The sequence below is a fragment of the Mycolicibacterium mageritense genome (genome assembly GCF_010727475.1).
GTDB lineage: Bacteria > Actinomycetota > Actinomycetes > Mycobacteriales > Mycobacteriaceae > Mycobacterium > Mycobacterium mageritense.
Genome location: NZ_AP022567.1, coordinates 2,325,388 through 2,337,944 on the forward strand (window position 1 = coordinate 2,325,388; position 12,557 = coordinate 2,337,944).

General features: G+C 60.8%; 9 protein-coding genes. 6 read left to right on the forward strand and 3 right to left on the reverse strand.

Annotated elements, in window-relative coordinates; genetic code table 11:
- Positions 1 to 81: 81 nt before the first annotated feature.
- Positions 82 to 2,391, reverse strand: a complete 2,310-nt coding sequence (locus G6N67_RS11125; protein ID WP_063835100.1) for a TPR repeat domain-containing protein — start codon at positions 2,389 to 2,391, stop codon at positions 82 to 84.
- Positions 2,392 to 2,787: 396 nt separating this feature from the next.
- Between G6N67_RS11125 and mycP the strand changes: the two genes are divergently transcribed.
- From mycP to G6N67_RS11155, 6 genes are all read left to right on the forward strand, one after another.
- Positions 2,788 to 4,137, forward strand: a complete 1,350-nt coding sequence (gene mycP, locus G6N67_RS11130; RefSeq protein WP_036430262.1) for a type VII secretion-associated serine protease mycosin — start codon at positions 2,788 to 2,790, stop codon at positions 4,135 to 4,137.
- Positions 4,134 to 5,528 (forward strand): type VII secretion protein EccE, encoded by a 1,395-nt coding sequence (eccE, locus tag G6N67_RS11135; RefSeq protein WP_036430264.1) that lies wholly within the window; start codon positions 4,134 to 4,136, stop codon positions 5,526 to 5,528. The genes mycP and eccE overlap by 4 nt, the downstream gene beginning before the upstream one ends.
- Positions 5,529 to 5,603: 75 nt before the next feature.
- A complete protein-coding gene (locus tag G6N67_RS11140; protein WP_036430266.1) occupies positions 5,604 to 5,936 on the forward strand; it encodes a YbaB/EbfC family nucleoid-associated protein in 333 nt (110 codons plus the stop codon).
- Positions 5,937 to 6,113: 177 nt separating this feature from the next.
- Positions 6,114 to 6,287: a hypothetical protein gene (locus G6N67_RS11145; RefSeq protein WP_163642167.1), complete on the forward strand. Its 174-nt coding sequence runs from the start codon at positions 6,114 to 6,116 to the stop codon at positions 6,285 to 6,287.
- 43 nt (positions 6,288 to 6,330) lie between these two features.
- Positions 6,331 to 8,739, forward strand: coding sequence for a TPR repeat domain-containing protein (locus G6N67_RS11150; RefSeq protein WP_051578548.1), 2,409 nt, complete (start codon positions 6,331 to 6,333; stop codon positions 8,737 to 8,739).
- Entirely contained in the window at positions 8,736 to 9,518 is a 783-nt protein-coding gene (locus G6N67_RS11155) for a hypothetical protein (RefSeq protein ID WP_131524597.1), read from the forward strand. Before G6N67_RS11150 ends, G6N67_RS11155 begins: the two co-directional genes overlap by 4 nt.
- A gap of 383 nt (positions 9,519 to 9,901) precedes the next feature.
- Here G6N67_RS11155 and G6N67_RS39500 read toward each other — a convergent pair whose 3' ends face one another.
- Entirely contained in the window at positions 9,902 to 11,440 is a 1,539-nt protein-coding gene (locus tag G6N67_RS39500) for a PPE domain-containing protein (protein WP_163642168.1), read from the reverse strand.
- 165 nt (positions 11,441 to 11,605) lie between these two features.
- On the reverse strand, positions 11,606 to 12,271 hold the full coding sequence (locus tag G6N67_RS11165) for an EspK C-terminal domain-containing protein (protein WP_110798363.1): 666 nt from the start codon (positions 12,269 to 12,271) through the stop codon (positions 11,606 to 11,608).
- Positions 12,272 to 12,557 lie beyond the last annotated feature (286 nt).

A 12,557-nucleotide genomic window follows, 5' to 3' on the forward strand; every position in this document is an offset into this window, starting at 1 on the left:
CGTCCTGCGGACTGCACGAGCAGACAGCCAGACAAACCACAAGGGCCAACTTGCGAGCACATTCTTTCCAGTTCACCATTGCTACTTGTCCGCTGTCGGCGCTAGCGCGTCTCGGTATGCGGTATTGTAGGCACCGATCGGACCGGTAACTGGATCTCCGAATTTTCCGAGATAGTTCTCCAGGGCGGCCTTATAATTGTTATACTCGGTAGACCCCACGTTTTGAGGAATATCTAAGCCGTTTCGATGGTCGACATCGAAAGCTGCGAGGTAGGCCATCCCTTCCGGCGGACCCAAGCCAGCTCTCATGAACGTATCAGCCAGCATTGTCTGCATAGCTATCGAACTCCGCGTTGGAACGTTCTCCGGAGGCTGGTTAAACTCAAAACTAGAAATAAACTCTTTAAACGCAGGTGACGCCATCCCGATAACATTCCCCGGTGCGCCCGGTAGCGAACCGAGCGAATCGAGCGTCCCATTAATTATCGACGACACGCGCTCACTGGCTGCTACCTTATCGTGGATCACGTCGTTGCTAGCAGAGACGAGAGCGTTCTCGGTCATTCCTTTCAGCTTTCCCGCGCTCTCGAGTGCAGTGCGATGCTCAGGATATTCTGGATTTTCGACCAAAGAGCTCGCGTATTCATTTATATATGAGTTCTGCAGTTCCATTGATTTTCCATTTATGATCCGCGCAGCACTGTCATCGGTGTCCAATATGGTTAGAATATTGACAGTTTTGGGCGACTTTGCGTCGCCACGCTCGAAGTCATCGCCAAATCCAGTCGTAGGATTCAGCCCCAGACCGCGGGCCTCATCTAATGGGTAGCCAGTCATCTCATCCAAATATGGCGACATGGCCCTCGCTAAACTCTGGGTTAATTCCGGATTGACTTTCCCGAGCGGCTGATCTCCGCCGTTCATGTCGAGCAGCGGAGTCTTACTATCCCCCATATAGTTCGCGATAGCTCTGGCTGTCTCACCAGCACGTGAATTCGCCAGTGGATCAGCAGAATTGGCATCCTCTTTTATCCAGTCCGTCAGCGTTGATGCAGCTTTACCGTCGTCTTGCCAGGGATGCGTCAAAACATCCTCGATAAATCCTGGGTTTTTCGTGAACATGTCATGGTCAACAACCTTATCGCGTCCGGCAGTCTCGAATATCCGCTCCGCGACCGCGTCGCCACGGGTAGCCCCGTCTGTAGCCTCTAGAATTTCCTGCCCGCGCGCCATTAGGCCTCGATCGATTTCGGAACCTTGCTGAAATTTCCGGTCGCCGTCTCCAACTATTGTCGACAGATCGACCAAGTCTTTCGCGCCCTGCGTATCTCCGAATGGAGTTGGGTGTCCTCTGGCAATTTCCATCCCTGACGGTGCATCTAAGTCGAGCTTCGCATTCAGGGCGCTCTGCACGCTGTCGGGAAGAGCACCCCTATCACCCGGAAGAACGCCGTCATTGTGTATGACGCCTGGTGTAATCACCTCTGGCCCATCGCCATCATGCCTCGGGTAAGTCACGTCGGGATCACTCATGATCTGCATGGCATCGCCCAGGATGCCTTTGTGCGGTCCCAACTTGTCTCGGGCCTTATTCAAGTCCTCCATCGACATTGGTTTCATTTGAGCCTGCAGCTGGCCGACCAGTTCAGCCTGCAGCGGGCTTAGCGGGTGCGAAACACTTTTCGGGCCTAACTGGTCTTCATCGATGTTGTCCAGAAGATTGTCAACCTTCGCTGCGGCTTCTTGGTTGCCGTTGAGCGCGTCGTGGACTAGTCCCTCCATGTCTTCTGGCACGAGTTCGCTGTCGCTCTTGCGGTCCTGCCACGCTCCGAGCATGTCCGGTTTCTCACCAGGTTTCTCACCAGGCGTGTTTTCGCCTGGGTCGGGTTTCCCGTTGGCGATGGCGTCGTATCGGCCTTTCAGGCCCTGAACGCTTTGGCTGATCTCGGTCATCTTGTTGGTGGCCTCGGTGACTATGTTGCTCACCTGGCCGATGCCCTGATTAGCGATTGACAAGAGTTTGCTGTTCCGATCCGTGGCGCTAGTGCCCGTTGGAATGGAATTGGCTGCGCTGTCGACCCAACTCTTGGTGTTCTCAAGGCTCTGCCGACCCTGCTTGACCACGTTCGAGGCGTTGGTGACCTCCGTGGCCATCTTCGTATCGAGTTCGGCCAGCTTGCCGTACACCCCGGCATGGTCTTTGTTCTTCGCCGCATATGCCTCCGATGCCGGCCCCTGCCACCGCCCATCCGGCGCCGCGGCCTCGACCCCGGCCTTCATCTGCATCAACTTCGAGCTGTTATCCAGGTTCGACCCGTCCTGAGGAGTGCCCTGCCCGAACGTTTCCCGCGCGTCCGACCACGTCGAATAGAACGCATCCAACGCACCCACAGACCAACCTCCCCAACACCAACAGTTGCCTCTGAGTATCTCAGCAGCACCAGTACCCACCACGCACGAAATCCAGGACGGCCGGTCAGTCGACAACATTCCGAGGCCTTCAGCGGTAGTGCATAACGTTTCGATAACTGTTCACCCACGACTAGTCTCCGCTGGCTATCCCGTCGGAGCTTGACTCAGGTCAGCGGACCTCTGGCGCCCCGTGAGCCCGCTGTTGCACCAGGAAAGTGTCACCGCCGTCAGCGCCGCGCCCTTATGATTCACTGCGTGCAAACAGCCGGTCAGGCTGACACGAGTAGTCATGGTTCGGGACAGGCAGCGCGTCGTTTGCTGAGTGTGCATCCACACACCGCAGCGCGACCGTGTGCCGAGGGGGGTGTGTAGGGCGTGCAGCGTGTAGCCGTGATGGCTCTGGCGGTGTTGTTGACACTGCTCAGCGCCCCGCCCGCGTGGGCTATCGATCCGCCGACGATCGACGCCGCCGCCGTACCGCCCGATGAAACCGGTCCGGATTCGCCGACAGAGCAACGCGGCATCTGCGCCGCGCCGACCGTGCTGCCCAACGCCAACTTCGCTGACAAGCCCTGGCCCAACGAATATCTGCGGATCGCGGAGGCACAAAAGTTCGCGACGGGCGCGGGTATCACCGTGGCCGTGATCGACACGGGAGTGAACGGCTCCCCCCGGGTGCCGGCCGAGCCGGGGGGTGATTTCGTCGACCCGGCCGGAAACGGCATGTCCGACTGCGACGCCCACGGCACCCTCACCGCGTCGATCATCGCGGGCAGGCCGGCACCGACCGACGGGTTCATCGGCGTGGCGCCCGACGCCCGGTTGCTGTCGCTGCGCCAGACCTCAGAGGCGTTCCAGCCCAAGGGCGCCCGCCAAGATCCGAACAATCCCAACACGACCCCGACGGCCGGCTCGATCCGCAGCCTGGCCCGCGCCGTCGTGCACGCCGCCAACCTCGGCGCCCAGGTGATCAACATCAGCGAGGCCGCCTGCTACAAGGTGACCCGCCGGATCGACGAGAACAGCCTGGGAGCGGCGATCAACTACGCCGTCAACGTCAAGGGTGTGGTGATCGTCGTCGCCGCCGGGAACACCGGCCAGGACTGCCAGCAGAATCCGCCGCCGGATCCGTCGGTGCCCTCGGACCCGCGGGGCTGGCGCGAAGTGCAGATGATCGTCAGCCCGGCCTGGTACGACCCGCTGGTGCTGACCGTGGGATCCATCGGCGAGACCGGCCAACCCAGCAACTTCTCGATGTCCGGGCCGTGGGTCGGGGCGGCCGCGCCGGGCGAGAACCTCGTCGCGCTGGGGTACGACGGGCAACCGGTCAACGGCTTGAACGGCCAGGACGGCCCCATCCCGATCAACGGCACCTCGTTCTCCGCGGCGTACGTCTCGGGGCTGGCCGCGCTGTTGAAGCAACGGTTCCCTGACCTGACGCCGGCGCAGATCATCAACCGAATCACCGCGACCGCGCGGCATCCCGGTGGCGGCGTGGACAACTACGTCGGGGCGGGCGTCATCGATCCCGTGGCCGCACTGACCTGGGAGGTGCCCGACGGTCCAGAGAAGGCGCCGTTCCGGGTCAAGGAAGTGCCACCGCCGGTGTACATCCCGCCGCCAGACCGCGGTCCGATCACGATCGTCGTCGTCATCGGTGCCTCGCTGGCGCTGATCCTCGGGATCGGTGCGATGGCCCGCCGTGCGCTGAGGCGGAGACGATGAACTTTTTGCGCCAGTTCGGTTTTCGCTTCACCACCGGACATGGCATCTGGGCGGCGACCCTCATCCCGGCGTGTGTCGCGCTGTGCATGCACTTCAACCTGCTGTGGCTGGGCATCACACTCGGCGCGGTCATCGCGATCTTCTCGGTGCTGACCATCCGCGGCCGACGGCTCACCGGCTGGGTCAAGGCGATTTTCTCCTGGCGCCGCCGCCACCGCAGCACCCCGGACGTGGCGTCCGAGCCCGCAGTGGGCGCGACGGTGATGCCGGGCGATCACGTCGCGGTGCGCTGGCAGGGCGACTACCTGATCTCGGTGATTGAGTTGGTGCCACGGCCGTTCACCCCGTCGGTAATCGTCAACGGCAGCGCGGTCACCGACGACACCATCAGCACCAAACTGGTCGAAGAACTCCTCGAAGCGCACTGCCCCGACCTGGAAGCCGACGTGGTGTCCTCCGGGCATCGAGTCGGCCGGACCGCACCAGCCAGCCTCGTGGCTCTCTACGAACAAGTCATCGGGCCCTACCCGGCGCCGGCCAACCGCCGGACGTGGGTCGTGTTGCGGGCCAACCCCGATCAGACCCGGCGATCGGCGCAGCGCCGCGATTCCGGGGTGTCCGGACTGGCTCGATACCTGGTGGCGTCGACGACGCGGATCGCAGATCAGTTGGCCAGCAACGGTATCGACGCGCGCTGCTGTCGCGCGTTCGACGACTACGACAAGGCCACCGAGATCAGCTTCGAACGCGAAACCTGGTCGGTGATCAAGGGCCGCAGCACCTTTACCGCCGCGTACAGTGCCCCCGGTGGTCCCGATGTGTGGTGGTCGGCCCGCGCCGATCACACCACCACGCAGGTGCGGATCATCCCCGGCATGGCGCCGACGAGCACCGTACTGCTGACGACGCTGGCGAATCCAACCACACCGCGCGGGTTTTCGCGCCTGTTCGGTGGGCAGCGTGCCGCACTGCAAGGCATCAACCCGGTCAGCGACAGGCACTACGACCTCCCGATCGGATCGGCCGGGGTGCTGATCGGGGAGACCGCGGATCGCTACCCGGTGTACATGCCGTTCGACAACGTCGACGCCAGCATCAACCTGGGTGACGCGCGGCTGTTCACCCAGTTCGTCATCCGCTCGGCGGCCGCCGGTGCGGTCATCACGTTGAGCCCGCAGTTCCGCGAGTTCGCGACGCTCATCAACGGCCGCGTCGGGCGGGTGCCTCGAGTGGCTTGGCCCAATGCCACCACCTACCTCGGCCCGCATCAGGGCGTCGGTCGAGTCATCCTGCGACCCAACTTCATCGACACTCCGCGGCACCGGCAGCTGCCGATCAGTCTGATCAATCCGCGTGAGGAAAGCCGCTACCAGATGGCTCTGGAACAATGAGAATGGATTTGCTGGGCGAGGGGGCCCGGCTGGGTCGGGAGGACCACATGGAAAACAAGTCACTGGTAGCACCACATGAGCGGTGAAATCCACCCACAGGTAGCGGCGGTCCTCCGCAAGGCTCAGCGACTGCAATCAGCCATGGATGACCAGCTGCACAAGATGGACACCGCGTCTTTCACCGCCTCGGACGAGGCCCAAACCGTGGAAGTCACGGTCAATGGCCATCACCAGCTGAAGTCGGTCTACATCGAAGATGGGCTCCTCCGACTGGGGGCTCAAACCGTCGGCCAACGCCTCAACGAGGCACTACAGAAGGCAAGTGCTGCGGCGACGGCTTCGATCGAACTCGACCGAGAGAAGCTCGATGAATTGGCAGCAGAGATCACTGCCGACGATAGGTACTGACTTTCCACCGCTCTCGATCACGAGGTGACCTTCTCGTCGATCGATACTTGACGCGCAGGTGCAGTTGAGCCTGCATGGATCTGCGCAGAGGCCGAACGGTTGGGTTCCGGGGACCGGTGCTGGTCTGGGAGCGGTCGTAGCGCGGGTTGGAGCCATTGCCAATTCAACTCCTCGCGCATGACCGCGTTGAGAGACGGGTTGTCCTCGGTGTATCGGACCCTGCAGATCCCCGATGTCGGCCACCCGTGCAAGTTCCTCGGCTCGGTCGGCGTCGAGGTGGCGTTCTTCGCCAGATCGAGATGGGTGATTGTGTGCACAGGTTTGCCGCACTTTGGGCGGTGGCGCTGCTGAGATACTGGATGGCAAGTGTTGAGGGCGTTGGGGAGGTCGGTCTGTGGGTGCGTTGGATGCGTTCTATTCGACGTGGTCGGAAGCGCGGGAGACGTTTGGGCAAAGCACTCCTCAGGACGGCGCGCTGCTGGACAACAGCTCCAAGCTGACACAGATGAAAACCGGCGTCGAGGCGGCCGCGCCGGATGCACGGTGGCAGGGTCCGGCCTCGGAGGCGTATGCGGCCAAGAACAAGGAGCACGCCGGCGTTTACGGCAAGCTTGCTGAGTTAGATCAGAAGATGGCTGCCGAGGTCACAAAGGCTGCCAACGTCGTCACGACCGGTCGCCAAAATCTGGACACCGTGAAGAGCTGGGTTGACAGCGCGGCAAACTCGATTCCTCCTGGCACCAGTGCCGCGGACCGGGACAATAAATTGCTGTCGATCGCCACCCAGGGCATCAGCAAGATCAGCGATGTGATCACAACGTCCAACGCGGCGATGAGCGCAATCGGTGGACGCGTCGCCACTATTAAAGGCGCTTGGCACGGGATCGGAGGAAATCTTCCGGGTGGACCTAAGGAAGGGCCCATTGATCCCAATACGCCCGGCGACGAGAAAAAGAAGGACGGCGAGAGTAAGGACGGAAAGGACGAGGGCAAAGACGAGAAGAAGGGCAGCCCTGACGATCCTGCGATCAAGGAGCAGGCTCGCAAGGATGTGGACGCTGCGCTAAAGGGCGATAAAGATGCGCAGCAACGTGTGAGGTTAACCCTCGATTCCATTAGCGATGCGAAACTTGCTGGCAAGGAGAAACTCGACCCCACGCAAGCGGCCTATCTCAGCCAGATGCAGGCTCAGCAGAAGCTCAGATCTGTTGAACAGCTCGACGAGGCGGCCAAGAAGGGAGCCGGCGATATCATGGCCAACTCCTGGAACTTGATGAGTAACCCGAACATCGAGTTCCCGAAGACGGAATCCGTCGACGGTGCGCTTCAGTCGAATGAGATGGTGAAGGGCGGCTTCGACAAACTTCCGGACGGGGTTAGGTCGACACTCGAATCACCAGGTATTCAGCAGTCTGAGAATCTGCAAAAGATCGCGGACATTGCGAACAGTGGTAACGGCGAGAAGTTCGCGACGAATACCGACTTTAACCGTGGCATGATGCACAAGGTCGCGGACATGATGGAGTCGCCAGAGTGGCGGGCTGACGATCCGGGATTCAATCTTCCTGGATCGTGGCCTTGGGATTACAAGGACGATGCTCGGCCGCCTCACGCTGATCTCGAGCGCGCCGCATCTGCTGCGATGAATGCTGTTCACTACGACCACCAGGTGGTCCACGACGCGGTGACCGGCAACGTGGAGCCGGGTAACGAATTCCGCGAGAAATTCAAGATTAATAGCGACCATTTCATGTACAACCTCACGCATGAGGCTTGGGACGACAAGGGTGTCGCGGCTGGATCGCTATTCGACTGGATGGATAATTCCGCGGAGGGGCCGGAATCCAAGATCGCGGGTGAAACCGCAAGAACGCTCAGCGAATACCTCGGGAGTAATCCAGAGTTGAATTCTCTCAACGCTGACAACACCGTTGGTTTGTACGGAACCCATTCGCTTGGGGAGGTAAATCCGAACCTTGTGCGAGGCATGGCCGAGGGGCTTACACCGTACGTGAACAATATCGCCGGCACCGACGGTGGTCTACCGAGCTTTGGCGGCATGCTCGACGATCCGAACCCAGTTCGCGATGGGACACTGCCCGAGGCCAAGAATCTGTTCTCGGTGCTCAACACTGACTCGGAGGCCGGCAAAATCATCAATGGCGCGGCACTGGGGCAAGCTCTTCTACACGACACCGCGTATGCTCAGCATCCCGACTCGAGCGAGAGACCGAACACGCTATACGACAGCGCGACTTTGCGGGCATTGGTAGACGTTGGACTTGAGAACAATATCGACACTACAAATAAGAACCAGGCTGCGATTGAGCAAGAGCTTTATAAGGCCAAGAGCGCAGCATACGACTTCGGGTTGGAGGGGTTGACGGCGGGGGCTGGCGCTGCTATTCCCGGGGCGGGAGGGGAGATCAGCAGTGAGATCCTGTCCCAACTCGGCCCCGCCGCTAAGGACAGCATTATTGGTCCGGAGCCGCCTGAGGCGGGCCAGCCAGAGCCTATTGCTCGGTTCGCGCCGGAGCGAGCCGAAGCAGAAATGCTCAACACGCTCAACTCTATCGGCACGCCAATTATGGATCTCCCGCCAGAGTACCGGGGTGAGAACGGCCGAATTCTTAGCTTCGACGAGATGTATGCGAAAGACTCAACTCTTACGCCGGGCGAGTATGGTCGGGCAGTCAATGTCGCGATCAACCACACACTTGGGTTCGATTTCCAGGACACTCATTACAAGGACCGTTACGACGCTGTCACCGCAGACAAGACTCCGGACCCAAAGAAGAAATGACGAAAATACTCACTGGCGCTGTTGCTGTCATATTGTCGATCGTCCTCGGCGCTGGCTGCGCTCCGCGCACGGAACCCTCTCCGGCGGGATGGCCCCAGGATTACAAGAACTTCACAATCGTGTGGACTGGTGAGAAGGGTCTCGATCTCGTTACCGGCCCTGCAGTCGCCGTCCGAGCCTACATTGAGTCGTTCTTTCTAGTCGAATTGACTGGTGATGACAAGTATCTATACCCGGGTTTTGCCACCGCTGTCGCTGACGAGTGGCGCCCCGGTACCGCCGATCCCGCCGATGATCCGTGGGTCGGTACGTTGACCAATCGCCTTCTATCCTTGACGCGCAATGATTCTACGGTGACCGCGATCGGTTGTATGTATACGTATGGAGCAGCCTCTCCAGATGGAAAGGGCGAGTACGCGTCGCGCGGAGTTCCGATCGGATCACCTGAAGGCGGGATCAATGCGTTCAAGGTAACGCTTTCTGTGAACTCCGGTTCGGGGGAATCGGGCAAACCCCAGGAAGGGCCCGAGCGGACTCCCTTTGATGATGTGTTTGGCGGGTACCAGATCGATGGATACTGGGGCGGCTACATCTCGGCTAAGAATAAGGACGGCTGGGATTGGCCGGAGCGTCAAGAAGCGACCGACGAGTGCGTGGCAAAAGCACCAGATCCGTTCGAGCGGCGGAAGTACCTGCTCGAAAATTTTCTGCCGCAGAGCGAGTTCTACCCGGTTCCTGTCAAGCCGGGATGGCCAGCCAGGCCGGAAAACGCTGGCTGACTCACACGGCCCGCGATAACTACGCGTCCAAATCCTGCTCGACCAGCCCTGCGACGGTGGCCAGCGCGGTGTCGTCGTCGGATGAAACTACTCCCTTAGTGCCCTAGACGGGGCACTAAGGACAGACAACGCGCAGGTCAACGGATCAACGGATCAACCATGTCGCGAAATCTGGCGTGCGAGTCGAAGGGAGCCCTCGCTGAGGACAATCCGATGACCAATAGCCAGTGTGACTGGAAAAGCAGTCGTTTCGACACTTGACGGACACAGGCCAGTCGTACTTGGAGATTGGCGGAAGCACCGTGCAGCGAAACCACTTTCGAATCGGACGCGCAGGTGCGCCCCGAGCAATCCGAGATGACACACACGGGACGCAACGACATCTACTGAGTCTTCTTGTCCGACACCGGCTTCCGTGGGCGGTGACCAACAACGCCCTCGGTGTACGCCCGGTCCTCGACGTAAAGATCCTCATCGGCGGACAGGTTGGGATCGCGGCGCTTTTCTTTGCCCTGGTTGCCTTGACCGCCGGCGCCGTGGCCCATGCCACCCATACCGCCGCCCATCCCGCCCGAACCGCCCGAACCGCCTCCTCCTGCCGCACCCGCCGGGCCGGCGCCACCGGGACGTGCAGGCGCGTTGTTGGCAGCAACTGTCTCGGCAGTCACCGGAGGCCCCAGCGGTGCGGACGGCATTCCGCCGCCACCGCCGCCGGCACCGCCTCCGCCCGAACCGCCCCCACCAGCGCTGGCCGGTTTAAGGCTCGGCTCGGCCAGTTTTGGCATGTCGCCCGGCATGCCCCCAGGCATACCCCCTCCTGGAGCTCCACCACCCGCTGGCGCCCCGCCGCCCCCCGATGGTGAACCACCGCCGGACGGCGATCCACCGCCGGAAGGAGCCCCTCCACCTGCCGGCGAACCGGATTTAGGCTGCTGGCCTGCCGAAGGATCCGCACTGGCCGGCGACATCGTGGGCTCACCCCCAGGCTGCTGCGCACCAGAGGGATCCGTACCAGACGGACCCTGGCCAGACGGCTGCGCGCTTGATGTACTCGCCGTCTGGCTCGTTCCAAATGGAGGGTCAGCAATCGGCTCCATGCGCACATTTGCTCGGTCCGCGTATGTTTCGCGAACGCCCCGAGAGTCTTCCTCCAACTCCTCGATTTGGCGTAGATATCTATCAACCCTAGCCTCATTGTAATTTGCGCGATTCAGCTCGGTTTCCATCGCCGCGTTGAGCTCAGCCCACCTATTGAAGATCGGACTATGCTTCGCCTGCGCGTCTCTGTAACCGGTATACAGGTCGCTAATCGCCTGCCCGAGCACGGTCCAGGAATGCGCTAGATCATCGATCCAGTTCCTGAACTTTATGAATTTCTCATTTGCGGCATCGGCGGCGTCGCCCTCCCAGTTCTCGACGCGCGGTCGGGGAGCCCCTTGTGCAAATCCGTTATTCGCCCGGCGTACTGCCTCCAGTGCCGTGGTCATCGAGTCGGTAGTGCCCGGATTATGAAGCGCCACCTCTGTCTCTTTCACGTCCAACGACGTGTCAGGACTGACCGGAGTCGCCTGTGGTGCCTGTGGCGGCAATGAGGGCTCGGGGTCGCTGGATACCGGTACCGGAACTTTCTGCGCCTTCTGTAATCGTTCGATGTCCTGCGCCGCCGTAGTGTCTACCTCGTGATACAAGCGAGCGACTTCACGTACAAGCTTCGCTAAACGGCGGTTCTCATCTCGACCAGCATTCGTAAACTGTTCCACCGATTCGGCATAGGCGTTAATGTTGTCAACCGCCGCCTTCGTAGCCGACAGCGCATCCGGAGCTTCGATCCGCGGAGCGGATTCCGGCCAGATGACCTGGTTTTCCATCCAATTGGCATAACTCTCCAGGGTCTCAGCCGCGACCTTGATTTGATCAGCCATTGCCACTCCCCTTCAGCGCACCGAGACCATGAATCGAAACACGGCAACGGGATTTCCAACATTCAGCCACGGTTACACGCCTCCGAGCAACGGCGAACTCTTGTCCTAGCAGTAGCCCCGACTGCGCTCGACGCAAATCGGAACGACAGCCCTCTCCGAGCGGGGTCATGATGGATCCTCCGCGACGGCATCAGAGTTCAAAACACCAAGGTGCTGCCAGTAGAGCGCTTCGGTGATCGAATCCCGCAGTACGCCGGGATCACTTGCGGTGTACGCACGATGCAACGCTGCTTCGTACATATAGTCCGCATATGCGATCATTGCCTTCAATTGCTTGGAGATGCGGGCTGGATCCTTAATCAACAGCGGTCGGAAAACCTCCATTAGGAGTTTCACCCGACGGTCCTCTGGCGGCTGCGGATCCACCGGCGCAGGCGGCAACAAATCCAGTAACCCAGAGTCCGGGATCTTCGCCAATCGCTCTGACACGTCTGGAGCGATTACGGCCAATCGCGAGCGCCCCTGCATCGATCCGTCCTCGGGAAGATCGTCAGGTTGCAACACAATCGATGCTGCGCCTGAGTCGAATCCCTTGAGTTGCTCCTCCAGCCCGATTACCACACGCAATGTCGTGTCGCGAGCCTGCGCCCACCCATGCAGCGCCAGCATCGGATAGGTTGCCCACGTTCCGCGCTGCTGCGGGGAAATTGACTCGTCCGCGCTAGCGAACTTCACCTGCTCAGGCAGCTTGACATTTTCTGGGATGTAGGCCAAGCCATAATTATTTGCCACGACGATCGAGCCGTCTTTAGTCAATGCTGTCAGCCACATGAATCGAGGATCCTTAGGACCGACATTCAGTGCGGCGGCAATTCGCCTCGCCACCTCGATTGGATCATGGTCTGACCTTCGCAGTGCACGCGCAGCCGCATCTCGCTCCGCACGCGCCGCCGAAACGGGTATGGGTGCGGGAGCAGCAACAGCGCTGGACGCCGCTCCTGACGCTGTCGGTGGTGGCCCAACCGGAGCACCACCCCCGGTTGAAGTCGCCGGCGCTGCGGGTGCTGGCGTTGGCGGCGCCCCTAACGGCATCCCGGTTCCAGGTGCACCGCTCATT